The 26,625-nt window shown below is 74.3% G+C and carries 22 protein-coding genes; 10 read left to right on the top strand and 12 right to left on the bottom strand.

The window, feature by feature from the left end; all coding sequences use genetic code 11:
- Positions 1–48 precede the first annotated feature (48 nt).
- Both GA0070562_RS17470 and GA0070562_RS17465 read left to right on the top strand, forming a co-directional pair.
- On the top strand, positions 49–1,119 hold the full coding sequence (locus tag GA0070562_RS17470; RefSeq protein ID WP_091422890.1) for a LacI family DNA-binding transcriptional regulator: 1,071 nt from the start codon (positions 49–51) through the stop codon (positions 1,117–1,119).
- A gap of 43 nt (positions 1,120–1,162) precedes the next feature.
- A complete protein-coding gene (locus GA0070562_RS17465) occupies positions 1,163–2,806 on the top strand; it encodes a glycoside hydrolase family 13 protein (RefSeq protein WP_091422886.1) in 1,644 nt (547 codons plus the stop codon).
- A 21-nt stretch (positions 2,807–2,827) separates the two neighbouring features.
- Here GA0070562_RS17465 and GA0070562_RS17460 read toward each other — a convergent pair whose 3' ends face one another.
- Genes GA0070562_RS17460 through xylA form a run of 4 tightly spaced genes read right to left on the bottom strand, consistent with a single transcriptional unit; the run spans position 2,828 to position 8,125 of the window.
- Positions 2,828–4,282 (bottom strand): MFS transporter, encoded by a 1,455-nt coding sequence (locus GA0070562_RS17460; protein WP_091422883.1) that lies wholly within the window; start codon positions 4,280–4,282, stop codon positions 2,828–2,830.
- A gap of 50 nt (positions 4,283–4,332) precedes the next feature.
- Entirely contained in the window at positions 4,333–5,442 is a 1,110-nt protein-coding gene (locus GA0070562_RS17455) for a DUF5925 domain-containing protein (protein WP_208576589.1), read from the bottom strand.
- A gap of 41 nt (positions 5,443–5,483) precedes the next feature.
- A complete protein-coding gene (gene xylB, locus GA0070562_RS17450; protein WP_091422880.1) occupies positions 5,484–6,926 on the bottom strand; it encodes a xylulokinase in 1,443 nt (480 codons plus the stop codon).
- 11 nt (positions 6,927–6,937) lie between these two features.
- Entirely contained in the window at positions 6,938–8,125 is a 1,188-nt protein-coding gene (gene xylA / locus GA0070562_RS17445; protein ID WP_091422876.1) for a xylose isomerase, read from the bottom strand.
- Between the two features lie 53 nt (positions 8,126–8,178).
- Here xylA and GA0070562_RS17440 point away from each other — a divergent pair, with 53 nt between their 5' ends.
- From GA0070562_RS17440 to GA0070562_RS17430, 3 genes are all read left to right on the top strand, one after another.
- Positions 8,179–9,438: an ROK family protein gene (locus GA0070562_RS17440; RefSeq protein ID WP_091422874.1), complete on the top strand. Its 1,260-nt coding sequence runs from the start codon at positions 8,179–8,181 to the stop codon at positions 9,436–9,438.
- A gap of 61 nt (positions 9,439–9,499) precedes the next feature.
- Complete coding sequence (locus GA0070562_RS17435; RefSeq protein WP_254663812.1) at positions 9,500–11,239, top strand: PP2C family protein-serine/threonine phosphatase; 1,740 nt, start codon at positions 9,500–9,502, stop codon at positions 11,237–11,239.
- Positions 11,236–12,270 (top strand): cobalamin B12-binding domain-containing protein, encoded by a 1,035-nt coding sequence (locus GA0070562_RS17430; RefSeq protein ID WP_091422871.1) that lies wholly within the window; start codon positions 11,236–11,238, stop codon positions 12,268–12,270. The genes GA0070562_RS17435 and GA0070562_RS17430 overlap by 4 nt, the downstream gene beginning before the upstream one ends.
- 1 nt (position 12,271) lies before the next feature.
- Here GA0070562_RS17430 and GA0070562_RS17425 read toward each other — a convergent pair whose 3' ends face one another.
- Positions 12,272–12,826 carry a MarR family winged helix-turn-helix transcriptional regulator gene (locus tag GA0070562_RS17425; protein ID WP_091422867.1) on the bottom strand — a complete coding sequence of 185 codons (555 nt, stop codon included), beginning with the start codon at positions 12,824–12,826 and terminating at the stop codon, positions 12,272–12,274.
- Positions 12,827–12,882: 56 nt separating this feature from the next.
- Between GA0070562_RS17425 and GA0070562_RS17420 the strand changes: the two genes are divergently transcribed.
- Positions 12,883–14,013, top strand: a complete 1,131-nt coding sequence (locus GA0070562_RS17420) for a PP2C family protein-serine/threonine phosphatase (protein ID WP_091422864.1) — start codon at positions 12,883–12,885, stop codon at positions 14,011–14,013.
- Between the two features lie 8 nt (positions 14,014–14,021).
- Here GA0070562_RS17420 and GA0070562_RS17415 read toward each other — a convergent pair whose 3' ends face one another.
- From GA0070562_RS17415 to GA0070562_RS17385, 7 genes are all read right to left on the bottom strand, one after another.
- Positions 14,022–15,503 carry a sugar transferase gene (locus GA0070562_RS17415; RefSeq protein ID WP_091422861.1) on the bottom strand — a complete coding sequence of 494 codons (1,482 nt, stop codon included), beginning with the start codon at positions 15,501–15,503 and terminating at the stop codon, positions 14,022–14,024.
- A 213-nt stretch (positions 15,504–15,716) separates the two neighbouring features.
- Positions 15,717–17,471 carry a VWA domain-containing protein gene (locus tag GA0070562_RS17410; RefSeq protein ID WP_175438775.1) on the bottom strand — a complete coding sequence of 585 codons (1,755 nt, stop codon included), beginning with the start codon at positions 17,469–17,471 and terminating at the stop codon, positions 15,717–15,719.
- 177 nt (positions 17,472–17,648) lie between these two features.
- Positions 17,649–18,683 (bottom strand): lactonase family protein, encoded by a 1,035-nt coding sequence (locus GA0070562_RS17405; protein ID WP_175438774.1) that lies wholly within the window; start codon positions 18,681–18,683, stop codon positions 17,649–17,651.
- A 101-nt stretch (positions 18,684–18,784) separates the two neighbouring features.
- Complete coding sequence (locus GA0070562_RS17400) at positions 18,785–19,387, bottom strand: GTP-binding protein (RefSeq protein WP_013288179.1); 603 nt, start codon at positions 19,385–19,387, stop codon at positions 18,785–18,787.
- Positions 19,368–19,757: a DUF742 domain-containing protein gene (locus GA0070562_RS17395; protein ID WP_091422853.1), complete on the bottom strand. Its 390-nt coding sequence runs from the start codon at positions 19,755–19,757 to the stop codon at positions 19,368–19,370. The genes GA0070562_RS17400 and GA0070562_RS17395 overlap by 20 nt, the downstream gene beginning before the upstream one ends.
- Positions 19,747–20,169 (bottom strand): roadblock/LC7 domain-containing protein, encoded by a 423-nt coding sequence (locus tag GA0070562_RS17390; RefSeq protein WP_013288181.1) that lies wholly within the window; start codon positions 20,167–20,169, stop codon positions 19,747–19,749. Before GA0070562_RS17390 ends, GA0070562_RS17395 begins: the two co-directional genes overlap by 11 nt.
- Positions 20,169–22,517 carry a sensor histidine kinase gene (locus GA0070562_RS17385; RefSeq protein WP_091422851.1) on the bottom strand — a complete coding sequence of 783 codons (2,349 nt, stop codon included), beginning with the start codon at positions 22,515–22,517 and terminating at the stop codon, positions 20,169–20,171. The genes GA0070562_RS17390 and GA0070562_RS17385 overlap by 1 nt, the downstream gene beginning before the upstream one ends.
- A gap of 303 nt (positions 22,518–22,820) precedes the next feature.
- Between GA0070562_RS17385 and GA0070562_RS17380 the strand changes: the two genes are divergently transcribed.
- From GA0070562_RS17380 to GA0070562_RS17365, 4 genes are all read left to right on the top strand, one after another.
- The gene (locus GA0070562_RS17380; RefSeq protein WP_091422847.1) at positions 22,821–23,420 is read left to right on the top strand and encodes a hypothetical protein; all 600 of its coding nucleotides are present in this window, start codon (positions 22,821–22,823) and stop codon (positions 23,418–23,420) included.
- Positions 23,421–23,433: 13 nt separating this feature from the next.
- Complete coding sequence (locus GA0070562_RS17375) at positions 23,434–24,468, top strand: hypothetical protein (protein ID WP_091422845.1); 1,035 nt, start codon at positions 23,434–23,436, stop codon at positions 24,466–24,468.
- Positions 24,469–24,592: 124 nt separating this feature from the next.
- On the top strand, positions 24,593–26,251 hold the full coding sequence (locus GA0070562_RS17370) for a sodium:solute symporter family protein (protein ID WP_091422843.1): 1,659 nt from the start codon (positions 24,593–24,595) through the stop codon (positions 26,249–26,251).
- A 16-nt stretch (positions 26,252–26,267) separates the two neighbouring features.
- The gene (locus tag GA0070562_RS17365) at positions 26,268–26,591 is read left to right on the top strand and encodes a hypothetical protein (RefSeq protein ID WP_091422840.1); all 324 of its coding nucleotides are present in this window, start codon (positions 26,268–26,270) and stop codon (positions 26,589–26,591) included.
- Positions 26,592–26,625 lie beyond the last annotated feature (34 nt).

Here is a 26,625-nt window from a genome sequence, read left to right as displayed (position 1 = left end):
CGCCGGCACGGCCGGCGGCGGGACCCGGGTCACAGCGGGGAGCTCACGATGACCAGGATTGACGACGTCGCCCGTCTGGCCGGGGTCTCCACGGCCACCGTCTCCCGGGCGCTGCGGGGCCTGCCGACGGTCTCGGCCGCGACCCGCCGCCGGGTGCTCGCCGCCGCCGAACAACTCCAGTACGCGGTGTCGCCGAGCGCCAGCCGGCTGGCCGGCGGACGGACCGGGACGGTCGCGGTGGTGGTGCCCCGGATCACCAGGTGGTTCTTCGGCACGGTGGTCGAGGCGGTCGAGGAGTTCCTCCAGCAGAGCGGCTACGACCTGCTGCTCTACAACCTCGGCGGCCGGGAGCAGACCCGCCAGCGGGTGCTGCGCACCGCGAGCCTGCACAAGCGCGTGGACGCGATCATCCTGGTCGCCACCCCGCTGCGCGCCGCCGACGTGCACGAGCTGACGGAGCTGGACCTGCCGGGCGTGACGATCAGCTCCGGCAGCGGGGTCCCCGGGTGGCCCTGCGTCCGGATCGACGACGTGGCCGCCGCCCGGACCGCCACCCGCCACCTGCTCGACCTCGGCCACACCCGGATCGCGCACATCTCCGGTGACCCGGACGACGAGCTGGCCTTCACCACCCACCTGGACCGGCGGCGCGGCTACCAGGAGGCGTTGCGGACCGCGGGCGTCACGCCCGACCCGAGCCTCGACGTCGAGTCCCGGTTCACCATCGACGGCGGCACCCGGGCCACGGCCGAGTTGCTGGCCCGGGGCGAGCCGCCGACAGCCATCTTCGCCGCCTGCGACGAGATGGCGATGGGCGCGGTCATGGCGCTGCGCGACGCCGGGCTGCGGGTGCCGCAGGACGTGAGCGTGGTCGGCATCGACGACCACGACCTGGCCGGCGTGCTCGGCCTGAGCACCATCGCCCAGCCCGCCGCCGAGCAGGGACTGCTCGCCGCCCGGATCCTGCTCGACCCGCTCGGCGTACGGGCCGGCGAGCCGTACCCCGGCCTGGTGCCCGCGCCGCGCGGCGCCGGCACCGACGACGGGACACCACACCCGGTGATCCTGCCCACTCGCCTGGTGGTGCGCGAATCGACCGCGCCGCCCCGGGCACACTGAACGAACTCGCTCGTCACCGCACCACCCAGACAGGAGTAAGGCGCTGAACACCGACGCGACGCAGCAGGCCCCGGGCACCGGCTGGTGGACCGAGGCGGTCATCTACCAGGTCTACCCGCGCTCGTTCGCCGACTCCGACGGCGACGGTATCGGCGACCTGCCGGGCATCACGTCCCGCCTCGACCACCTCGCCGAGCTGGGAGTCGACGCGGTCTGGCTGTCCCCGTTCTACCCGTCCCCGCAGGCCGACGCCGGGTACGACGTGTCCGACTACCGCGACGTCGACCCGCTGTTCGGCACGCTCGCCGACGCCGACAAGCTGATCGCCGAGGCGAAGGCCCGCGGGCTGCGGGTGATCGTCGACCTGGTGCCCAACCACACCTCGTCGGCGCACCGCTGGTTCGACGCGGCGGTCGCCGCCGCGCCGGGCAGCCCGGAGCGGCAGCGCTACGTCATCCGCGACGGCAAGGGACCGGACGGCGCCGAGCCGCCGAACGACTGGGTGAGCGTGTTCGGTGGCCCCGCCTGGACCCGGCTGCCCGACGGTCAGTGGTACCTGCACCTGTTCGACTCCGGCCAGCCCGACCTCAACTGGGACAACCCGGAGGTACGCGAGGAGTTCCTCGACGTCCTGCGCTTCTGGCTGGACCGGGGCGTGGACGGCTTCCGGGTGGACGTGGCGCACGGCCTGATCAAGCAGGCGGACCTCGCCGACTGGCAGGAGCCGCAGGAGATCCTCTCCGGCAGCGAGGTGGACAAGCCGCGCCCGCCGATGTGGGACCAGGACGGCGTGCACGAGATCTACCGGGAGTGGCGGCGGGTGCTCGACTCGTACCCCGGTGAGCGGATCCTCGTCGCCGAGGCGTGGGTGGAGCCGGCCGAGCGGCTGGCCCGGTACGTGCGCCCGGACGAGATGCACCAGGCGTTCAACTTCGAGTACCTGCTCGCCGCCTGGACCGCCCCGGCCCAGTACGCGGTGATCACCCGCTCGCTGGAGGCCACCGACTCGGTGGGCGCCCCGACCACCTGGGTGCTGTCCAACCACGACGTGGTCCGGCACGCCTCCCGGCTCGGGCTCGGCACCGCCGGCGGCCGGGCCAACGGCGTCGGCGTGGACGACCCGCAGCCGGACGCCGCGCTGGGGCTGCGCCGGGCCAGGGCGGCCAGCCTGCTGATGCTCGCGCTGCCCGGCTCCGCCTACCTCTACCAGGGCGAGGAACTGGGGCTGCCGGAGCACACCACGCTGCCAGACGAGGCCCGGCAGGACCCGACCTGGAAGCGCAGCGGAAACACCGAGCGCGGCCGGGACGGCTGCCGGGTGCCGATCCCGTGGGAGGCCGACGCCCCGTCGTACGGCTTCGGGCCGACCGACGCGAGCTGGCTGCCCCAGCCGTCGACGTGGGCCGAGTACGCGCTGGACCGGCAGCGCGGCGTGCCCGGCTCGACGTACGAGCTGTACCGGAGCGCGCTGCGGCTGCGCCGCGAGCACGCGCTGGCCCGGGGCCCGCTGCGGTTCCTGACCTCCGGCGACGAGGTGCTCACGTTCACCAACGGCGACCTCACCGTGCTGACCAACTTCGGCGCCGAGCCGGCGCCGCTGCCGGCCGGCGCCCAGGTGCTGGTGTCGAGCGCGCCGCTCGACGGCGACGCGGTGCCGACCGACGTGACGGCCTGGTTCCGGAGCTGATCCAGTGGCCCCGCCGGACGGTCACCGTTCGGCGGGGCCCTCGCTCTCCAGCCGGCCCTCGCTCTCCAGCCGGCCCGCGCGGGCGTGCAGCAGGTCGTGCACCTGCGCGATGTCCCGGGGCGAGGTGCGGGCCGCCAGCCAGTACATGATCCCGGTCGGAATGAAGAAGAGCTGGAACGCGGCCAGCCCGACCGCGTAGTTCAGCGGCGGCGGGAAGGCCGCCCGCAGCCCGGCGAACGCCACTCCGACCAGCCCGTTGCCGGCCGCCCGGCCCACGCCGTTGACCAGGTTGCCCAGGCTGTAGACGGTGCCCCGGTGCTCGGGCGGGTTGACGTCGGCGATCAGGGCGAACCAGTTCGGCGAGTTCGCCGACGTCAGCGCCAGTGCCACCACTGCGGTGAGCAGGCTCAGCCCCACCGACGGCTCGGTGAACACGCTGGACAGCACCGCAGTCACCACCGCTCCGGAGCCGGCCCCGTCGGGCACGTCGATGCGGATCGGCACGAAGAACAGGACCAGATAGAACGGCAGCGCCGCGAGGATGCCGACGGCCGCGACCATGGCCCGGCCGCTCGGCGTACGCCGTTGCAGCGCGTCTCCCACCAGTCCGCCCACGATGGACAGCACGCCGCCGAGCTGGAACAGCGTGGCGAAGACGCTGCCCACCACCACGGCCGTGGCGGGCGAGTAGCCCTGCGCCTCGGCCCGCTGGCTGAACAGCACCGGCAGCCAGACCAGCGAGCCGAACGCGGCCTGGGCGGTGAGCCCCTGCAGGATCAGCCAGCGGTTGGTGCGGCGGGCCAGGATCCGGGGCAGGTCGGCGCGGCTGATCCGGTAGTCGTACTCGTTCCCGGCGTCGATCGCACCGGCCAGCTCCGGTTCGCTCTGCCCGCGCCGGATGTCGTAGGTGAACAGGTACGCCACCGTGGCGGCCAGGCCCACGCCGGTCAGCAGCAGGAACGGCCGCCGCCAGTCGGTCGAGCCGAGCACGCCGCCGAGCAGCGTCCCGGCCAGCGTGCCGACGCCCTGGGACAGCCCCCAGAAGCTCATCACCAGGCCGCGACGGCGCGGTGAGATCAGGTCGGTGACCACCGAGAAACCGACCGACCCCACCGCGCCGAGCCCGACCGCGCCGACGAACTGCGCGGTCAGGAACGTCGCGTACCCCCCGGCGAGCGCGCTGCCCCCGGTGCCGGCGGCCCAGAGCAGCGTGCCCACCATGAGCAGCGGCTTGCGGTTGGTGCGGTCCCCCACGTACGCCCAGCCCACCGCCGCCACCGCGCTGACCAGGAAGCTGACGGCGGTGACCAGGCCGAGCATGCGCTGCGGCACGTCGAGCGCGGCGGAGATCGGCCCGTACAGCGGCGGCACCAGGCCGATCGCCACATTGTCCAGCGAGGCGAGCACCACGAAGACCACGACGCTGTAGAGCCGGTGTGCCGCGTTCCCGCGCCGGGAGATCCTGGTGCCGCTCATGCCGGGCAGCAAATCAGGTGGAGGTCACGTCGCGAACACGGACCCGCCGATCAGAGGTAGCCGCCGATCTCGACCGGCACCGCGCCGGCCGTGGCGGTGCCGGCCCGCAACGCGTACAACTCGGCGAGGGTGGCGCCCTGGGCGGGGACACCCGCCGGGACGCCGAGCCAGTCCACCGCCTCGGTGTGCGACAGCGGCCCGACCTCGATCCGGGCCAGGCAGCGTCCGGGACGGGTGACGGCGGGGTGCAACCGGGACAGGTCCTCGTTCGTGGTCACCGCCACCAGCACCCGGCGCCCCTGACCCAGCAACCCGTCGGTGAGGTTGAGCAGGCGGGACAGCGCCTGCCCGGCCCTCTCACGGGCGTCGCCCCGGATCAGCTCGTCGCAGTCCTCCAGGATCAGCAGCCGCCAGCGCGTCCGCTCCTCGCCCTCCTCCCCGTCGTCGTCCTCCCCCACTGCCACCTCGGCGAGGTAGGCGGGGTCGCCGAACAACGTCTCCGGGTCGAGCACGCAGTCCACCTGGCACCACCGGCGCCACTCGTGGGCCAGGGCGCGCAACGCGGTGGTCTTCCCGGTACCGGGCGGACCGTGCATCAGCAGCAGGCGGCCGGTGATCGTCTCGGGAGTGGTGGTCATCAGCGCGTCGAGCGCGGCCGCTGCCTCGGCTGGGTAGTTCGGCCGGATCGCCGACCAGACCGGCGTGTCGATCCGCCGGTTGTCCCGTTGGGCGCCCCGCCGCGGGTCCTGGTGCCAGAATCCGATCGGCGCGGTGCCCGGCCGGACCGGCTCGGCGCCGGCCGTGACGATCTCGTCCAGCACGGCCGTCCCGGTCGCCTCGTCGACGGCGGTGACGGTGACCTCGGCACCCCGCCCTCGCCAGGTGACCACACGCAACGTCCACCCGTCCCCGGTGGCGAGGCGGGCGGCGCGGTTGCGTTCGACCGCGGTCCGGGTGACCGTCGCCCGCTCCGGCACCAACACCACCCCCCGGCGGACCTTGGCCAGGCGGACCGTCCGGGCCCACGGCTGGCGGCCGGTGACGAAGTCGGTGAGCAGCAGGGTGTCGATGACGTCGCCCGGACTGTCCACGTCGTCGTACTGGAACACGGGCAGCGGGGTACGCCGGGCGGCGCCGTCCGCGGGGAGGGTCGGAAACACGGCCCGATGATCCTCGGCACGGAGCCGCCCGGCACCCGGTTTTACGCCGCCCGGTCGAGCACCTGCTCCCGGGCTCTGGCGTAGCGCTCGCGGATGGCGGGCACGGCCTCGTCCCCGTACTCCTCGGTGTCGCCGACGGACCAGGCCGGCGGGGTGTCGCCACCGAGCGCCACCCAGGCGGCCTGCCGGGCGGCGCCGTCGGCCACGTACTCACCCGGCGGCGGCACCACCACCGGGCGGCCGAAGACCTGCGGCGCGATCCGCCGTACGGCCGCGGACCGGGCGCCGCCGCCGACCAGGATGATCCGGTCGGCGCGGGCGCCCTGCGCGATCAGCGCGTCGAGGCCGTCGGCCAGCCCGCAGAGCATGCCCTCCACAGTGGCCCGGGCCAGGTGCGCCGGGGTCGAGGTGCCGAGCGTGAGGCCGTGCAGGGTGCCGGTGGCGTGCGGCCGGTCCGGCGTCCGCTCCCCTTCCAGGTACGGCACCAGCACCAGCCCGTCCGCCCCGGGCGGGGCGGACAGGGCCAGCTCGCCGAGCCTGTCGAGGTCGACGCCGAGCAGCGTCGCGGCGGCGTCCAGCACCCGGGCCGCGTTGAGCGTGCACACGAGCGGCAGGAACCGGCCCGTCGCGTCGGCGAATCCGGCCACCGCGCCGCTGGGGTCGGCGGCCGGCGTGTCCGCCACCGCGAACACGGTGCCGGAGGTGCCGATCGAGACGACCACGTCGCCCGGACCGGCCCCGGCGCCGAGCGCCGCGGCGGCGTTGTCGCCGGTGCCCGGCCCGAGAAGCACCGGGCCGGCCGCCGCGCCGTCGCCGAACACCGCCGGGTCGAGGTGCCCGGCCGCCTCGGCCGGGCCGAGCACGACCGGCACCTTCGGGCGCCGGCCGAAGGCCCGTTCCAGCAGGTCCAGCCGGTACTCGCCGGTGCGCGGCGACCAGTAGCCGGTGCCGCTGGCGTCGCCCCGGTCGGTACGCAGCGCGTCCAGGCCGGGAGCGCCCGCCAGCCGCCAGGTGAGCCAGTCGTGCGGCAGGCAGACCGCCGCCACGCGGCCGGCGTTGTCCGGCTCGTGCCGGGCCAGCCACCGCAGCTTCGTCGCGGTGAAGCTGGCCACCGGCACCGCGCCGGTCGCCTCGGCCCAGAACCGACGGCCGGTCTCCCCGCCGCCGGCCTCCTCGACCAGTTCCCGGGCCGCGTCGGCGGAACGGGTGTCGTTCCACAGCAGCGCCGGGCGGACCACCTCACCGGAGGCGTCCAGACAGACCATGCCGTGCTGCTGGCCGCCGACCGAGACGGCTGCCACGTCGGCCAGGCCGCCGGCCTCGGCAACCGCCGCCCGCAGGGCCTCCCACCAGGCGTGCGGGTCGACCTCGGTGCCGGGCGGGTGCGGCGCGCGGCCCTGCCGGACCAGCGCGCCGGTCTCCGCGTCCCGGACGACCACCTTGCAGGACTGGGTCGACGAGTCGACCCCCGCGACGAGCGGCATGGCGGCCCGCCTCAGCGCGCGCCGAGCACGTGCTCGACGGCGAGCTGGTTGAGCCGGACGAAGCCGAAGCCCTTCGCCCCGGCGGCCTCCGGGTCGAACTCCTCGAACGCGGTCCGGTCGGCCAGCAGCTCGCGGTAGCCCTCACCGGGGTTGAGCGTCGGGGTGGCCAGCTCGGCCACCCGGGCGGCGGCGAGCGCCTCGACCACCTCCGGGTCCGCGCGGAACGCCGCGGCCCGCTCCTTGAGCAGCAGGTACGTCCGCATGTTCGCCTCGGCGGAGGCCCACACGCCGGTCATGTCCTCGGTGCGGGACGGCTTGTAGTCGAAGTGGCGCGGGCCGTCGTAGGCCTGGCCGCCGTTCGGGCCGCCGTGCTCCAGCAGGTCGACCAGGGCGAACGCGTTGAGCAGGTCGCCGTGGCCGAAGACCAGGTCCTGGTCGTACTTGATGCCGCGCTGACCGTTGAGGTCGATGTGGAACAGCTTGCCCTGCCAGAGTGCCTGGGCGATGCCGTGGGCGAAGTTCAGCCCGGCCATCTGCTCGTGCCCGACCTCCGGGTTGAGCCCGACCATCTCCGGGCGGGCCAGCGTGGAGATGAAGCCGAGCGCGTGCCCGACCGTGGGCAGCAGGATGTCGCCCCGAGGCTCGTTCGGCTTGGGCTCCAGCGCGAAGCGCAGGTCGTAGCCGTTGTCGACGACGTACTCGCAGAGCAGGTCGACGGCCTCGCGGTAGCGGTCCAGCGCGGCCTGGACGTCCTTGGCGACGTCGTACTCGGCGCCCTCCCGGCCGCCCCACATGACGAACGTCTTCGCGCCCATCTCGGCGGCGAGGTCGATGTTACGCAGCACCTTGCGCAGCGCGTACCGGCGCACGTCGCGGTCGTTGCTGGTGAAGCCGCCGTCCTTGAACACCGGGTGGTTGAACAGGTTGGTGGTGACCATCGGCACGACGAGGCCGGTCTCGTCGAGGGCCTTGCGGAAGCGGCTCAGCCGGGCGTCGCGGGTGGCCGCGTCCGCGCCGAACGGAACCAGGTCGTCGTCGTGGAAGGTGATGCCGTACGCGCCCAGCTCGGCGAGCCGGTGCACCGCCTCGACGGCGTCCAGCTCGGGCCGGGTGGCGTCACCGAACGGGTCACGGGCCGGCCAGCCCACCGTCCAGAGGCCGAAGGAGAACTTGTCCGCGGGGGTGGGGCGGGATGCCATGGCAGACCTCCAGGTGGTGGTGTCGTCCGCGATTTGTTCAGCGGTTGAATTAAATGGCGGCGATGTGGCAGTGTCAAGAGGTGACAAGCGCCAGCACCGCCGGGGCGGTCCGGCAGGGCAGCCTGCGCGAGTTGAACCTCGCGGTGGTGCTCCGGCGGATCGCCGCCGCCGACCGGCCGCCCTCGCGCGCCGGGATCGCCGCCGACACCGGCCTCACCCGGGCGACCGTCTCCGCCGTCGTGGACGACCTGATCGCCGGCCGGCTGGTCGCCGAGGCGGAACCGGAACCGCGTACCGGGGCGGGCCGCCCGGCCCGGGGCCTGGTGCTCGCCTCCGACGGCCCGGCCGGGCTCGGCCTGGAGGTGAACGTCGACTACCTGGCCGCCTGCGTCGTCGACCTCACCGGCGCGGTCCGGCACCACCTGGTCCGCCGCGCCGACCTGCGCCCGGCCTCCCCCGCCGACGCGCTCGCCCGGCTCGCCGCGCTGGCCGCCGAGGCGCGCGCCGCCGCCGTACGCGACGGGCTGACCCTGGCCGGCGCGGCGCTCGCAGTGCCCGGCCTGGTGGGCGACGGCGGTCTGGTCCGGCTCGCGCCGAACCTCGGCTGGCGGGACGTGGACGTGCCGGCGCTGCTCGCCGGGCACCCGCTGGCCGAGCCGGTCGACGGAATCCCGCCGCTGGTGGTCGACAACGAGGCCAACCTGGCCGCGCTCGGGGAGCTGTACGCCGGTCCGGCCGGCCCGCGCAGCTTCCTGCACGTCACCGGCGAGATCGGCATCGGCGCCGGGATCGTGCTCGACGGCGCGCTCTACCGGGGCGCCCGCGGCTGGAGCGGAGAGATCGGTCACTTCCCGGTCCAGCCGCAGGGCCGGCCGTGCCGCTGCGGCGGCCAGGGCTGCCTGGAGCGGTACGCGGGCCAGGAGGCGATCCTGGCCGCCGCCGGGCTGCCCGGCGCGGAACTGCCGGCGGACACCGCCGCCACCCGGCTCGCCGACCTGGCCGAGGCCGGTGACCCGGCCACGCTGGCCGCCCTGACCGACGCCGGCACCGCCCTCGGGGTCGCGGTGGCGGGCGTGGTGAACCTGCTGGATCTGGACACCGTGGTGCTCGGCGGCGGATACGCCCGGCTCGCGCCCTGGCTGCGGCCGACGGTGGAGGCGGAGGTCTCCCGGCGGGTGCTCACCGCCGCCTGGGCGCCGGTGACGGTGCGCCCGGCCGTGCTCGGGGCGCAGTCCGCGGCGGTCGGCGGGGCCGGCTCGGTGGTCCGCCGGATCGTCGACCGGCCGGTGGGCTGGCTGGCCCGGACCACCTGACCCGGGATGATCCTGTACGGGCATTCCGTGCCTGCGCTCGGTACGCTTGCCGCCAGGCAACATGTCCGCCGAGCGAGGGGTGCACCGACAGCATGCGCAGGGGTCGACCGACCGAAGCGCCCGGCCACCGGAGGTGACCGCCGCGCGCCGGGGCGGTGTCGCAGGGCCGGTCAGCGGCGGTGGACACGCTTCGCGGAGACGGCCCCGGCGGGTTGCCGAGGCCGCGCTGCCAGCTGACGACCACCTGGCCCGGGAGCTGCTGGACGGGCTCGCCGAGGCGGTCGTGACGATCGACCGGGCCGGGGTGGTGACGCTCGTCAACGCGATGGCCGCCGACCTGCTCCCCGAGGTGGCGCCCGGCGTCGACCTGGCCGCGTGCCCGGTGCCGGCGCTGGCCGAGGCGGCCGCCGCCGGATCGGACGCGTTCGAGACCGACCACCACGGCCGGCGGCTGCGCGGCGTGCGGCGCCCCCTGGCCGACGACCGCAGCGCCTGGTACGTCCGGGACGTCACCGAGGAGCACGCGCGCACCGACGCGCTGCTCGCCGAACGGTCGCGCACCGCGTTCCTCGCCGAGGCGGGCAGCCGGCTCGGGCTGTCCCTGCACCGGGAGCAGACGCTGCGTACCGCCGTGACGCTCCCGGTGCCCTACCTGGCCGACGCGGCAGTCGTGGTGCACCGCCCGCCTCCGCCCGCCGAGGACCAGCCGCACTGGCTCCGGTACGCCATCGGTGACCCCGGCCCGGTCACCGGCCTGGCCGGCTGGCCCACTGTGGAGTCCGTCCCCGGTCTGGTCGAGGCGCTCGAAGGCGACCTCACCGAACCGAGTCCCTGGTTGGACGCCGAGCTGGCCGACCTCGCCGAGGTGCTGCCCGCCGGGTTCGGCCGCCCGGGCACCGTGTTGATCAGCCCGATGCCCAGCGCGGGCGGTCCGGCCGGCGCGCTGGTGCTGGCCCGCCGCCGTGATCGGCCCGGTTTCGACAAGCGGGAGATCGGCCTGGCGCGGGAGTTCGCCCGCCGGGCCGGCGCCGCGCTGGCCGCGGCCGAGCTGTACGGCGAGCAGGCACACCTGGCCCGGGTGCTCCAGAACAGCCTGCTCCCGCCGGAGCTGCCCCGCCTGCCCGGGATGACGCTCGCCGGCGGTTATCGCGCCGCCGGGGACAGCCTGCGCATCGGCGGCGACTTCTACGACCTGTTCCCCACCGGCGACGGCGGCCTGTTCGCGCTCGGCGACGTCTGCGGCAAGGGCGTCGGCGCGGCCGTGCTGACCGGCCGGGTCCGCCAGTCGCTGCAGACCCTGCGCCTGGTCGAGCAGCGCCCCCGGGAGTTGCTGGAGCTGCTCAACCGGGCGCTGCTGGACGCTCCCGACGCGGCCCGCCGGGCCCAGTTCACCACGCTCCTGCTCGGCGCGCTGCGCCGCGAGCCGGACGGCGGACTGCTGATCCGGGTGGCAGGTGGCGGGCACCCCGCGCCGCTCGTCGTCCGCGCCGGCGGTGGCGTCGAGACGGTCCGGGTCGGCGGCATGCCGGTGGGCGCGCTCACCGACGCCCGGTTCGCCGACGCCGAGGTACGGCTGGCGCCCGGTGACCTGCTGCTGGCGTACACCGACGGGGTGACCGAGGCCCGGGGCGGCCCGACCGAGCCGGCCATGTTCGGCGACGCCCGGTTGCGTCAGGCGCTCGCCACCGGCGCCGGGCTTCCGCCCGCCGCGCTGGTCGACCGGGTGCTCCAGCTCGTCGACGAGTGGCTGGACGGGCAGCCCCACGACGACATCGCCATGCTCGCCGTGGCGGCCGGGTGACACCGCCGCCTGACCGCCCCACCCCCGCGCCCGAGCGCCGGATCGGACCGGAGACGCTCGCCGCGTACCTCGACCACCTGGACGCCGCCGACCGGACCGGCGCGGTCGCGCTGGCGCGCGGCCTGGTGGCCGACGGATTCTCGGTCGCGGACGTCCTGGTCGATCTGGTCGCGGCTGCGCAGCGGGAGGTCGGCCGGCGCTGGCTCACCGGCTCGTGGAGCGTCGCCCAGGAGCACGCCGCCACCCACGTCAGCGAGCAGGTGGTGGACGCGCTGGGCGCGACGACCGGCCCGCCGCGGCGCGGGCACGTGGTGATGGCCTGCGTGGAGGGCGAGTGGCACGCGCTGGCCGCCCGCATCGTCACCGAGGTGGTCCGCGCGGCGGGCTGGCGGGTGACGTTCCTCGGCGCCAGCGTGCCGGCCCGGCATCTGGTCTCCTACCTGCACCAGACCGGCCCGGACGCGGTGCTGCTGAGCTGCGTGCAGCCGAACCGGCTGGTCCGGGCGGCGCGGATGGTGGAGGCCAGCCGCGCGGCCGGGGTGCCGGTCCTGGCCGGTGGTCCCGGCTTCGGCCCGGACGGCCGGTGGGCCACCGCGATCGGCGCGGCGGGCTGGGGCGCCAGCGCCCGGGACGCGGTCGCGCTGCTGGAACGGCCGCTGTCGGCCGAGCACACCGGCGCGCCGCCGCCCCCGCCCGACGACGCGTACGTGGCGGTGCTGCACCGGCGGCGTGAGCTGGTCCGGCTCGCGCTCGCCGCGGTGGACCCGCCGCCGGATCACGCCGAGGACGTCGCCGCCGGCATCGCGCACCTGGTGGACGCGCTGATCGCGGCCGTGCGGGTGGACGACGACCTGCTGCTGCGCGACTTCGTCGGGTGGCAGGAGGAGGCACTGACGTCCCGGGGCGGCCGGGCGGTGCTGGACGAGGTGCTCGGCACGCTGGAGCGGGCGCTCACCGAGCATCCTCGGGTGGTGGCCCGGTTGCGGGCCGCTCGCGAAGGCGCGCCGGCCGATCCCGGCGGCGCCGGCTGAGTCAGGCGGTACGGGCCACCGGGGGCTCGCCGGACGGCCGGGCGGGGTCGCCGATCCGTTCCCCGGAGGGTTGCAGCATCGGCCAGCCCTCCGCCACAGTGGCCTCGCCGCGCCGGCCCACCTCGTCGAACTCGCGCATGCCGCGTACCAGCGCGGCCCGGCCCTCCGGGCTCATCCCGGCCAGGATCCGCTCCAGCCGGTGCCGCCGGTCGGCACGCAGCTCGGCGAGGAGCCGGATGGCGGCGGGCGTGAGGTGCAGCGAGATCTCCCGCCGGTCGTAGCGGCCCGGCTCGCGTTCCAGCATCCCGGCCGCGACCAGCCGGTCGCACAACCGGCTGGCGGAGGAGAGCAACATGTCGGTGAGGGTGGCGAGGCGGCGGAGGTTGATGCCGTCATACTGCTCGACGACCATGATCGCGCGTAGCTGGGCACTCGACAGCCGGCTGGTGGTGCGCTCCCGGGCGGCCTCCCAGACGGCGAGCAAGGTGCCTGCCGCCTCGTCCAGGGCGGCGGACGTACTCGTTTCAGGTCCCCGGGGACCGCGCTCTTCGGTCATGGTGAGCCCGAGACTACTCCCCGGATCTGCCCGGCGACCTGTGCAAAGGAGCAAAGATGAGCGGAGCGGAGGGGCGCGCGCGCCGGGTCCTGACCGAGGCGCCGACGGATCTCATCGTGGACCGGCTCGCCGCCGAGCTGGCGCGCACGTACGGCGTCACCCGCACCGAGCTCTACCAGGTCGACTACCGGCTCGCCGAGCTGCTGCCGCTGGGTGACGGCCCGCCGGTCACCGGCCCCGGCCATCCGGCCTGGCGCGCCTTCGACCACCAGGAGCCGGTGATCGCCGACGGCGTCGGCTGGTTCCCGGTGGGCATGCGCGGCGAACGCCGGGGCGTGCTCCAGGTCTCGCCGGTGCCCGCCGACCCGCACGCCCGCAGGGAGCTGGACACCATCGCCACGGTGCTCGGGCACGAGTTGAGCGCGGTCATGGCCACCAGCGACATCTACCGGACCGCCCGGCGCAGCCGGCGGCTCACGCTGGCCGCCGAGATGCAGTGGGAGCTGCTGCCCGGGCGCAGCCGGATCCGGCCGTCGTTCAGCCTGGCCGGGCAGTTGGAGCCGGCGTACGCGGTGCGCGGGGACAGCTTCGACTGGTCCGACGACGGTCACCGGCTCTGGCTGGCGGTGCTGAACGGCTACGGCGAAGGGGTGGCCGCGGCGCTGCTCGCCTCGCTGGCCACGTACGCGCTGCGCAACGCGCGCCGGGCCGGGCTCGACCTGGCCGACCAGGCCGCGCTGGCCGACCAGGCGATCTACGCCCAGCACCGGGGCGGACAGCACGTCTCCGTGCTCCTGATGGAGCTGGACCTGGCCACCGGCGAGCTGACTGTGGTCGACGCCGGTTCGCCCCGGCTGCTGCGGCTGCGGGCCGGCGAGGTGACCGAGCAGGAGCTGGACAACCAGTTCCCGCTCGGCATGTTCGAGGGCACCGACTACCGCCCGCAGCGGTTCCGGCTGGAGCGCGAGGACCGGCTCTTCGTGGTCAGCGACGGCGTGATCGAGGCCACCACCGAGCAGGCGCGCTACGGCGAGGTGGCGCTGGACCGGTTCCTGCGCCGGACCGGGCCGATGGAGCCGCTGGACGCGGTCCGGTCGCTGCTCGGCGACCTGCGGGCCTTCGTCTCCGGTGACCTGGTGGACGACGCGGTGGTGGTCTGCCTGGACTGGCTGGGGCCGCAGCCCTGACCTGCCCCTCAGTACGCGCCGCGGCTGTTGAGCACCGCGCCGAACGTCTTCCAGAGAATGGTCAGGTCGGCGGCCAACGACCAGTTCTCCACGTAGTACAGGTCCAGCCGGATGCCGTCCTCCCAGCTCAGGTCCGATCGGCCGCTGACCTGCCAGAGGCCGGTCATGCCGGGCTTGACCAGCAGCCGGCGTGCCACGTCGCCGTCGTAACGGGCCACCTCGGACGGCAGTGGCGGGCGCGGGCCGACCAGGCTCATCTGGCCGAGCAGCACGTTGGCGAGCTGGGGCAGCTCGTCCAGCGACCACTTGCGCAGCAGCCGGCCGACCCGGGTGACGCGCGGGTCGTCGCGCATCTTGAACATCAGGCCGTCGGTCTCGTTGCGCGCGGCCAGCTCGGCGAGCAGGGCGTCGGCGTTGACCACCATGGTGCGGAACTTGAAGACGCCGAACTCCTCGCCGCCCTGGCCGACCCGGGTCTGCCGGAACAGCACCGGGCCGCGACTGTCGATCTTGATGGCCAGCGCGATCACGATCAGCAGCGGCGCCAGCACGAGCAGGGCGATCGACGAGATCGACCGGTCGACGAAACCCTTGACCAGCTTGCGGGCACCGCGGAACTCTGGCGCCTCGACGTGGATCAGCGGCAGGCCGGCGACCGGACGGGTGTGGATACGGGGGCCGGCCACGTCGGTGAGCGCCGGTGCCACCACCAGGTCGACGCCGGTGCCCTCCAACTGCCAGCCGAGGCGGCGCAGCCGGGTCGCGGTCAGCTCGCCGGAGGCGGTGACCGCCACCGTGTCGGCGCCGATCGCGGTGGCCGCCTCCGGGATGCCCCGGAAGCTGCCCACCACCGGCACGTCGCCGAGCCGCTGCGGCACCGGGGCGAGCAGCGCGTCCGGGATGCACGCGCCGACCACCTGGTAGCCGGCATACGGTTCCCGGCGCAGCGTGTGCACCAGCTCCAGCACGTGCGCGGTGTCGCCCACCACGAGCACCTTGCGGGACCAGCCGGCACCCCGGTCGCGGGCCCGGTGCAGCCGCTTGCGGGCCGCGAACCGCGCCACCTCCAGGCCGATCGTGCCGACCGCGAAGGAGATGGCCAGGAAGCCCCGGGAGACGCCGACGTCGGCGATGTACCCGGCGATGGCGATGCCGCCGGCGAGTCGCATGCTGGCCGCGCTGACCCGGCGGTACTCGTCGGCGCCGTAGCCGAGCACCTGGTCGTCGTAGCACCGCATCGCCTTGAGCGAGACGAGCCAGACCAGCAGGAGCACCGGGGCGACCACCACGTACGGGATCTCGGACCCGGTCGGTTCCTCGTCGCCGAACCGGGCCAGGTAACCGACCAGGATGGCCACGGCGAGCACGGCGGTGTCGAGCACCACCAGGACCCGGATGTAGGCCCGCTCCGCAGCTCGCGTCGTCTTGCCCGGGCGTTCACCACCGGGTCGCGACGACGTGGCAGGGGTCAACAGCGTCGCCGAGGTCACCGGCCCTCCCCACTTCGCTCAGGACCGCCCCGTCCCCGCCCGGCTCCGGTGTGGAGCCCGCGGTCGAGGCACCCCGTCATCATGCCTGGACAATTATGGTTACCGATTGATTCGGACGCATTACCGTCAGTTCCCATCCCACGCCTTGAGCCGGGAAGCCTTCCGCCGTACCGGATTTCCCGGTACGGCGGAAGACTAGCGCTGAGCTTCAGGTCAGCGGGGGGCGGGCGGGCGCAGCGCGATCGCCCGGAGGAAGATCTCGCCGATCTTGCTGGGGTCGGTGGTGACGAAGGCGCCGCCGCCGGTGACCTTGGTGATCGACTCCAGCTCGGCCCGGTTCACCTCGGTGCCGATGCCGATGATGATGACCTGGACCGGCTGCTCGTCGTCCTTCAGCTTGTTCAGCTGCTCCAGCAGCGCCTTCTGCGAGATGCCGTCGTCGTCCTCGTTCTTGCCGTCGGTGAACAGCACGATCGAGTTGACCTTGCCCGGCTCCCAGTCCTGCTGCACCTTCTTGTACGCCGCGAGCGTGGTGTCGTACAGGCCGGTGTTGCCGCTGGAGGGCTTGATCGAGGCCAGGCCGCGCTGGAGCGCGCCCCGGTTGCTGGACAGAGGCTTTATTCCGACCAGCTCGCTCCAGTCCTGCGAGCCCTGGAGGTTGGTGGAGAAGGTCCAGAGGCCGATCGACCAGGAGTCGTCGAACAGGCCGAGGCCCTGGCTGGCGGCGGCGACAGTGACCTGCTCCCGGCTGGCGCCGTTGGCGGTCGCGACCGGCTTCTTCATCGAGCCGGAGACGTCGATGACGCAGAGCATCCGGCCCGACTGGGTGGCCACCGACCAGGTGGTGGTGGCGGTCGAGATGGCGCCGGGGTCGAGGTCGGCCGCGCCGCCCTGACCCAACGGCGGCACCTGGCGCTCGCCGCCGTTGGCCGGGCTCGGCGCGCCGGTCGGCGCCTGGAAACCCCGGCCCCAGTTGCCGTCCGGCGCGCGCAGCGCCTGCGCGGCGAGGCGGTCCTTGAAGGCCGGCGTACGCAGCACCTCGAAGAGCACCCGGGCGGCGGACGCCTTGGTCGGCTCGATGCCGGGCAGCACCGCGAACGGGTAGTCCAGCGAGATCGGCGGCGGCTGCAGGTAGAGCGCGGCGAGCCGGATCGGCGGCTTGGTGCTGTTGTAGGCGATCACGTCCTCCTCGGACAGCGCCGCCGCACCCAGCCCGTTGGCGATCGCCGTCGGGTCCGACGAGCGGGGGAACCGCGCGAGGAGGTCCTGCCGCAGGGAGGAACGGTTGGTGGCGAGCGCCCGCAGCGCGCCGACCATCGCCTCCTGGGCCTTCGGCGAGCCGGACTCGCCCGCGGAGCTGGCCGCGGCGGTCAGCGACAGCAGGCCGGACAGGCCGGCCGCATCCTGGGTCGGCTCGACGATCCCGGCCCGCAGCGGCTTACTGGCGGTGACCTGGGTCAGCAGGTCCGACCAACGGAGTTCCTTGTCCGGCCAGCCGATCCGCGAGGCCACCGGCTCGGGCAACGCCACCACGACCGGGCTGCGCGCGATCGAGGCGCCGTTCGCCGGCGCGAACGCGCTGGCCCCGCCGCTCTTGAGCCGGACCAGCCAGGTCGACGAGTCCGGCACCCAGACGTCGGGGGTGACGGCGGTGCCGCTGGCCTGCCCGACGCCGGCGAGCGTGGCGCCGTGCTTGCTCGCCACCGCGGCGGCCACCTCGACCGGCTCGGCCGAGGAGACGTTGACCGCGATGCAGGTCCCACCCACCGCCGCGCCGTCGGAGACCCACTGGTCGGCGGCGGCGCGCACCGCGGGGGCGATCTCCGGGGCGGTCGCCACCGACAGCTCGATCCGGCCCGAACAGTTCGGGCCGGCCAACTGCTGGTAGCCGAACCAGGAGCCGGCTACGACGGCGACCAGGGTGGCCGCCACGGCGGCGGCACCTGCTCCGCGGAGGTGAGAACGCATGCGATGGCGGCCAGACACGGTGACCATCTTGCGTACCTCGTGGGGTTACCACCACAACCGTTCGGACGAAAGTTACGCAGCAGAAACAGTTGATCACCTAACCCATACGCTAAGTTACCAGTCAGTCATTTATGGTGAAGTCAATCCACTTCGGACTGCCATTTGGTGACCGTTCGGTCACGGCAGGACACACGTCGGGCTCGCCACCGGCACCGGCTCCCCCACCGGCTCGGGCACCCCGCCGTCCGGATCGACCCGGAAGATCCTGATCATGTCGGCCCGTTCGTCGGCCACGTACAGGTGCTCCCCGGCGAACGCGAAGTGCCGGGGCCACTCGCCGCCGGTGTCGACCTCCGCCACCAGCTCCGGCGCGGCGCCGTCGAGCGCGAAGACAGCGATCGTGCCCACGCCGCGGTTGCCCACGTAGAGGAAACGCCCGCCCGGCCCGACGGCCACCTCGGAGGGCTGGACGTGCCCGGTCCGGCCACTGGCGTCGACACGGGTCGACTGCCGCGGCCCGTCCGGCGTCAGCTCGTACGCGGTGACGGTGGCGTCCAGCTCACCGACCAGCCAGCAGCGCCGCCCGTCCGGGTGCCGGGCCAGGTGCCGGGGTCCGGTGCCGGGCGCTGTCCGCAGCCGCGGCTCCCGCTCGGCCAGCCGGCCGCTGGACGCGTCGACGTCGTACCGGTAGACGGAGTCGGTGCCCAGGTCGACAGCGAGCAGCCCGCTCCCGGCCGGGTCGGGCGAGACCATGTGGCAGTGCGCGTGCTCCTGCCGCTGCGGGTCCGCACCGTGCCCCTCGTGCCGGACCAGGTCGGTGCGCTCCCCCGGCACGCCGTCGGCGTCCAGGCCGAACACCGCCACGCTGCCGCCGCCGTAGTTGGCCACGAACAGGTGCCGCCCGTCCGGGGCGACCGCCAGGTGGCACGGCTCCGCGCCACCGGTCTCCCGGACCCCCAGCGGCGTGAGGTCGCCGTCCGGGGCCACCCGGAACGCGCTCACCAGCCCGTCGGGCAGCTCGTTGCACCCGTACAGCACCGGCAGCGCCGGATGCCGCACCAGGAACGACGGCGACGGGGTCACGGCCACGACGCCCAGCGGGGTCAGTTCCCCGGTCGCCCGGTCCCGCCGGGCCGCCACGACACCCTCGGCCCGCCCGCCCGTCTCCGCCGTGTAGCCGCCGATGTGGACGATCTCGTCCTGCCCGGTCACCGCTCCCACCTCTCGTCGGTCCTGCCTGCGATCCAACCAGAGGCTTCCCGGTGACGCGCCCGGTCAGTCCCACCGGGCCCGACGGATCGGGCACGGGGCGCTCAGCCCACCGGCACCGGCTCGCCGCGCTGCCGCGCCACGTGCTCGACGAGCGAGATCAGCACCAGCTTGCCGGACTGCCGGTCACGGGCGTCGCAGAGCACGAGCGGCACGTCCGGGTCCAGGTCCAGGGCGTCGCGGACCGCCTCCAGGCCGAACCGGCGGGAACCCTCGAAGCAGTTGACGCCCACCACGAACGGGATGCCCCGCTGCTCGAAGTAGTCGATCGAAGGGAAGCAGTCGGCCAGCCGCCGGGTGTCGGCGAGCACCACCGCGCCGAGCGCACCGAACGCCAGCTCGTCCCAGAGGAACCAGAACCGGTCCTGGCCCGGGGTGCCGAACAGGTAGACCTGGAGGTCGTCGTTGATGGTGATCCGGCCGAAGTCCATCGCCACCGTCGTGGTCGACTTCTGCTCGACCCCGGAGACGTCGTCGGTGCCGAGCCCGGCCCCGGTCAGCACCTCTTCGGTCTGCAACGGCCGGACCTCGCTCAACGCGCTGACCAGCGTCGTCTTTCCGGCGCCGAAGCCACCGGCGATGAGGATCTTCAAAGCCAGCGGCACCCGCGGCGCCCCCGGCTCCCGGTCATAGCGCACGGAGTCCACTGACCACCGCCTTGAGGATGTTGTCGTCGGGCAGGTACGCGGTCGCCGGTGGCCGGTGCACCGCGACGAGCCCATGGGCGAGAAGGTCGCCGAGCAGCACCCGGACCACACCCACGGCGAGGTCCAGGTCGGCGGCGAGGTCGGCCACGGCCTTCGGCCGCCGGGCCAGCTCGATCAGGCGGCGGTGCTCCGGCTGGAGACCGGGCGTGCCGGCCGGGTCCGCGCCGGGGGCGGCGAGCACGAACGCCAGCAGGTCGAAGCCGTCGACGGGTGGGCGCACCCGGCCGCCGGTGAGCGTGTACGGACGCACCACCGGCCCGGCGTCGGCGTCCAGCCACTCGTGCTGCGGCCCCGGCGACTCAGCGCGCATCGGTCCGCTCCCCCGCCACCCGGCTCGGCGCGGCCAGGTTCTCCCCGACCCGGATGACGAGCATCGCCATCTCGTACGCCACCAGGCCGATGTCGGCGTCGGCGTCGCTGGCCACCGCCAGGCAGGCGCCCTGCCCGGCGGCGGTCACGAACAGGTAGGCCGACTCCATCTCCACCACGGTCTGACGGACCGCGCCGCCGCCCAGGTGCCGGGTGGCGCCCTTGGCCAGCCCGGAGAATCCGGACGCCAGCGCGCAGAGGTGTTCCGCGTCGGTGCGGTCCTGGTCGGTGGAGGCGCCGAGCAGGAGCCCGTCCGCCGAGAGCACCACCGCCTGGCGGGCGGCGGGAACACGCTCCACCAGGTCGTCGAGCAGCCAGTCGAGATCGGCGTTCTGCCGCGTCGTGTGCACCACTAGGCGTCCCTCTCAGTCGCGGTTCGTTGGTCCGGCGCCGCCGGGGCGGGCTCCACGGCCGGCCCCACGGGGGTGGACGGCGTACCGGTGTCGCGCGGTTCGGTGGTGGGGGTGGCCGGGCCGGTTCCGGCGGCGCGCGATCCGTCGCGGCGTCCGCGCGCGGTGCCGGCCTGCAACGCCGACATGGCCCGGCGGGCATCCTCCGGGGTGCGGTGGGCCGGGGTGTCGGCGGCCGCCGCCCGAGGACGCGCGGTCGCGCCGCGGCGCCGGATCCGGCGGGGCAGGCCGTCGCCGTCGGCGGGTGGTTCCACAGTCGAGGCGCGCGCCGACTGCAACGGGACGACGGTGCTCTCCGACCGGTCGCGGCCCGGCCGGGTCGGCCGCCCCGGCCGGGGCACCGTGGTCAGCCGGGTCACCTTGGCCAGGCGCCGGCGTTCCGGCCCGGCGGAGGCGTCCGCGCCCACCGGCGGCTCGTCGGTGATCAGTTCCGACGGTACGAACACCGCGGCGACGATGCCGGCCGGGCGGGACGGCCGCAGCTCGACCCGTACGCCGTGCCGGGCGGCCAGGCGCGCCACCACGAACAGCCCCAGCCGGGCGCTGCCGGCCGGGTCGAACTCCGGCGGCTCGGCCAGCTTGCGGTTGGCCTCGGCCAGGGCCGGCGCGGACATGCCGAGCCCTCGGTCGGTGATCTCGATGGTGTAGCCGCCCGGGACGCTCCGGCCGGTGACGTCCACCCGGGTGCCGGGCGGGGAGAACGTGGTCGCGTTCTCGATCAGCTCGGCGAGCAGGTGGATCACGTCGCCGACGGCCCGGCCCAGCACCCCGGCCGGCGCCACCTCGCCCACGTCGACCCGGTCGTACGCCTCGACCTCGGAGATCGCGCCGCGCATCACGTCGACCGCGGCGACCGGCCGCCGCCAGCCCCGTCCGGGCGCTGCCCCGGCCAGGATGACCAGGTCCTCGGCGTGCCGCCGCAGCCGCGTCGCCAGGTGGTCGACCTGGAACAGCCCGGCCAGCTCGTCCGGGTCCTCGGTACGCCGTTCCAGCCGGTCCAGCAGCGCCAGCTGCCGGTGCACCAGCCCTTGGCTGCGCCGGGCGAGATTGAGGATCACCTCGTTGAAGCCCCGGCGCAGCGTCACCTCGTCGACGGCGGCACGGACCGCGGTCCGGCGCACCTCGTTGAAGGCGCGTGCCACCTGGCCGATCTCGTCGCCGCCGTGGTCCAGCTCGGGCGCCTCCCGGGCGACGTCGACCTCCTCGCCCCGGCGCAGCCGCGCGACCACGTCGGGCAGCCGGCGTTCGGCCACCTCGGTCGCGGCGGCGCGTACGCCGGTCAGCCGCCGCGCCAGCGACCGGCCGACCCGCAGCGCCACCAGCACGCACACCACGATCGCGATCAGGCCCAGCACACCGGCGGCGGCGAGCTGGACGAGGATCCGGGTGGCCATCGGCACCGACCGCTCGGCGAGGGCGTCCGCGCCGCGCAGCTCGAAGTCACGCAGGCTCTGCCACACCTCGGCGTGACCGGTCTCCCACGCCCGCATGTCGAACCGGGCGGGCAGCGCGGGCGAGCGGATCAGGCTGTCCTGGAGCGCGCGCAGCTGGAGGAACCCGGTGCCCTCGGTCATCCGCTGGTACGCGGTCCGCTCCCCGGACGGCAGGTCGGCGACCGCGATCTCGGCCAGGAACCGCTGGTTCTCGACTGTGCGTACCAGTTGTTCGTGCTCGCCCTCGGCGTACCGGCCCGCGGTGACGGCGCCGGCCAGCAGCGCGTCGGCCTGACCGAGCAGCTCCCGGGAACGGCCCAGCGCGGTGAGCGCTGTGGCCTCCCGGTTGAGCTGCGCGTCGGGCAGCGCGGCCATGGCGCCGAACGCCTGGAAGGCCGAGCCGATCATCCCGCTGTAGAGGCCGACGGCACCGGCCCGGTCCACCTTCCGGCCGTCGATGAAGGCGCGCCCGGCGGGCAGCGCGTCGAGCGCCGAGACCAGCTGGTCGAGCCGGTTGTCGAGCTGGGCGTCGGCGACGTCGCGCAGGTCACCGCCGTCGACCTTGCGGCGCAGCTCGACGATCGCGTCGTCGGTGCGTACCCGCTGCTCGGTCAGCTCGGGGAGGTTGCGGTCACCGGCGAGCTGGACCACCGACAGCCGCCGCTCCCGTTGCAGCTCCGCCACCACGGTCTCGCCCGGGCGGCCCAGGTCGTAGAGGAGGGTACGCGCGGAGAGCAGGTCGAGCGCGGGCCCGAAGGTGAGCGTGGTGGCGAAGATCCACAACGCCAGCAGCCCGGTCACCGGGCCGATGACCAGCGCGGTCAGCTTGGCGCGGATCGGCCAGTCACGGGTGTTCAATCAGACCTCGCCCGGGAAGGTGTCGCTCGGTGGCGCCGGCAGCGGCCGTCACGTTCGCCGGCCACGACGCCGGGCCCCGGCCCGGACGCCTTGGGCAGGATACGTAATCCGGGGCGGATGCACTACCGGCCGTCTCGGCTCTCACTACGGTCCGAGACGGGCACGACGGGCTCAGTCGGACACCGCTCCGGCACCGGACGGCGGTCGCGGCACCGCGCCTTTTCCCGGCCGGGGCGGAAAGTGCCGCACAACGGGATTGGCGATCACCCGCACGAGGGAATACCAACGTGCGAAGGAGGAGCCATGTCGTCCACCCAGGTAGTCGTCATAGTCATCGTCGTCGCCGTCATCGCCGCGCTCGTCGCGGTCGCCGTGGTCGCCAGCCGCCGCCGGGCGCTGCGGGAACGCTTCGGCCCCGAGTACGACCGGGTCGTCGCCGAGCAGGACAGCCGCAGCGCCGCCGAGCGTGAGCTGCGGGAACGCGAACGCCGGCACGCCGAACTGGAGCTGACCCCGCTGGACCCGGAGTCCCGGGCCCGCTACGCCGCCGCCTGGGAGGAACTCCAGGTGCGCTTCGTCGACTCCCCCGCGGAGACCGTCGGCGAGGCCGACGAGCTGGTCAGCCGTCTGATCGCCGAGCGCGGATACCCCACCGGGGACTTCTCGGACCAGATCGCCCACCTCTCCGTCGAGCACGCCCGCACGCTCACCCACTACCGCGACGCCCACGAGATCCGGCAGCGCAACGAGCGCGGTGAGGCCGGCACCGAGGACCTCCGGCAGGCGCTCGTGCACTACCGGGCCCTCTTCGCCGACCTGCTCGGGGAGGACCCGGTCGCCCCGCAGCAGCCGGAGCAGCGCCACCCCGATCACGACCACGACCACGACGTCCCGAGCCGCTGAGGAGGCCGCCGCCATGCGCCAGGAGGAACAGCAGGTCACGCAGGACCACCCCGAGGCCGTCCGGTCCGCACCGGTACCGGTGCCGCAGCCGGGCGAGCACACCGACGCCGACCGGGCCGACGTGCCCGAGGACGCGCTGGACGACCGGGGCACCTTCGACGACCCGGCGGTCGACGACCAGCGGCGCGACGCCGAGGTCGACGAGACCCGTGCCTACGAAGCCGGGGAGCTGCGCGACGCGGCCGACCGGACCGACGACGACGGGCAGCCCCCGTACCACGAGCCGGCGCCGCTGCCGACGGCGTTCGGGGCGGCCACGGTGGGCGACGCGGTCGCCGCCTCGGCCCTGGCGGGCGGCCGTCCGCAGGACGAGCGCGACGCGCGCGACGAGGACACCGCGGTGCCGGGCGACGGCGCGCCGGGACGCACCGACCCGCTGGACGACGAGCGGGCCGACCCGACCGCCGGAGACCGCCTGCACGACCGGGACCGCTGGGACGCCGAGCACTCCGGCACCGCCGGCCAGGACCTCGACGGTGACGGCCGGGACGACCGGGACGACCGGGACGACCGCAAGGTGGACGACGCGGCGGCCGACGGCGCGGTCGGGTACGGCAGCGCCGAGCCGGGCCTGGTCGACCCGGACGCCGAGCCCGTCCCCGCCACCGACGACGCCGACCGGGTGGACACGGCCACCGCCACCGCGGCGGCGGGCGCGGCAGCCGCCGGCACGGGCCTGGCCGGCGCGGAGCGGCCCACGCCCGGCGTGGTACCGGCCGACGCGGCGACGCTGTTCGCGCCGGAGGCCGCCCAGGGCTTCCGGGACCGCTGGCGCGACGTGCAGCTGCGCTTCGTGGACGACCCGCGCGCGGCCGTCGGCGAGGCGGAGTCGCTGGTCGAGGAGGCGATCGAGGCCCTCTCCACCGCCCTGCGCGAGCAGCGCACCCGGCTCGGCACCTGGCAGGAGTCCGGCTCGACCGACACCGAGCAGCTCCGGGTGGCCGTGCGCGGCTACCGCGACTTCCTGGACCGCGTGCTCGGACGCTGAGACCGCGACGAAGCCCCGGCCGGTGACCCGGCCGGGGCTTCCCCATGCCCGGACCGAACAGCAGGTATGAAACTTCGCAATCGGGGTACGTGCGGGCAGCGGTGCACACGAGGGGAGCACGGGCATGGGCGGTGGCGGCCTGCGGTTGGACATGAACGCCCTGGACTATCTGATCCTGGCGCTCTATTTCGTCACGGTGCTCGGCGTCGGTTTCGCCGCCCGGCGCGCGATCCGTACCAGCGTGGACTTCTTCCTCTCCGGCCGCTCGCTGCCCGCCTGGGTCACCGGCCTGGCGTTCGTCTCGGCGAACCTGGGCGCACTGGAGATCATCGGCATGGCCGCCAACGGCGCCCAGTACGGCATCATGACCGTGCACTACTACTGGATCGGCGCCGTACCGGCGATGGTCTTCCTCGGCATCGTGATGATGCCGTTCTACTACGGCTCCAAGGTCCGCAGCGTCCCCGAATACCTGCGGCTGCGCTTCAACCGCCCCACCCACCTGCTCAACGCGATCAGCTTCGCGGTCGCGCAGGTGCTCATCGCGGGCGTGAACCTCTACGCGCTGGCCCTGATCATGCAGGCGCTGCTCGGCTGGCCGCTCTGGTTCGCGATCATCGTCGGCGCGGTGATCGTGCTGGCGTACATCACCATCGGCGGGCTCTCCGGCGCCATCTACAACGAGGTGCTCCAGTTCTTCGTGATCATCGCCGGTCTGGTGCCGATCACGGTGATCGGGCTGGTCAAGGTCGGCGGCGTGAGCGGCCTGATGGACGCGGTCCGCGACTCCAAGCTCGGCGAGGCCGGACTGCACGCCTGGGAGGGCACCGGCAGCACCGACAACCCGCTCGGCGCGCACTGGCTGGGCATCGTGTTCGGCCTCGGCTTCGTGCTCTCCTTCGGCTACTGGACGACGAACTTCGCCGAGGTGCAGCGCGCCCTGTCCGCGCGGAACATGAGCGCCGCCCGGCGTACTCCGATCATCGCCGCGTACCCGAAGCTGCTCATCCCGGCGGTCACCGTGATCCCCGGCCTGATCGCCCTGGTCACTGTGAAAGGGCTGGGCGCCGACGAGGGCGACCTGGTCTACAACAACGCGATCCCGCTGCTCATGCGCGACCTGCTGCCCAACGGCGTGCTCGGTATCGCGGTCACCGGCCTGGTGGCCTCGTTCATGGCCGGCATGGCGGCGAACGTCAGCGGGTTCAACACCGTCTTCACGTACGACATCTGGCAGGCGTACTTCCGGCGCGACAAGCCGGACGAGCACTACGTGAAGGTGGGCCGGATCGCCACCGTCGTCGCGGTCGTGATCGGCATCGGCACCGCGTTCATCGCGGCCGGGTTCAGCAACATCATGAACTACATCCAGGCGCTCTTCTCGGTCTTCAACGCGCCGCTGTTCGGCACGTTCATCATCGGCATGTTCTGGCGGCGGATGACGCCGCTGGCCGGATTCTGGTCGCTGCTGTCCGGCACCGTCGTGGCGACCGCCACCTACCTGCTCTACAAGGGCGGCGTGATCAGCTTCAACTCGGATCTGGAGGAGAGCTTCTGGGGCGCGGGCCTGGCCTTCGCCACCGTCGCGGTGGTGGCAGCGATCGTCACGCCGCTGACCCGGCCGAAGACCGACCGGGAGCTGACCGGGCTGGTGTACGGCCTCAGCGACACGACGCTCGCCGACGACTCGCTGGCCGGCGACACCGCCTGGTACCGCTCCCCGGTGCTGCTCGGCGTCGTCGCGGTGATCCTCGCCGCCCTGTTCTACATCCCGGTCTTCTGAGGAGGGGACGCACGCCATGGCAGACAACGCGGACCGTCACTACCAGGGCGGCGAGGCGCACGACCCGCTGGTCGACGAGACCGAGGACGCCCGGGAGGAACGCTCCGCCGCGGCCCGGCTGTTCGACATCCGCCGGGTCATCGGCGGCCTGTTCGTGGTGTACGGGCTGATCGTCGGCCTGATGGGGCTGTTCGACACGTCCGCCGAGATCGACAAGGCGCAGGGCGTCCGGATCAACCTGTGGGCCGGCGCGGCGATGCTGGTGTTCGGCCTGCTGATGCTGCTGTGGCAGCGGCTGCGCCCGACCGAGGCGCCGGAGCCGCAGCGCGACGAGTCCTGACCCCCTCCGCCCGCATGGCGCGGCCCGCACCGGG

Origin of the sequence: Micromonospora tulbaghiae (assembly GCF_900091605.1) — a bacterium.
In the GTDB taxonomy this organism is placed as follows: Bacteria; Actinomycetota; Actinomycetes; order Mycobacteriales; family Micromonosporaceae; genus Micromonospora; species Micromonospora tulbaghiae.
The sequence above is the reverse complement of the archived record's forward strand: the minus strand, read 5'-3'. Positions and strand labels throughout refer to the sequence as shown.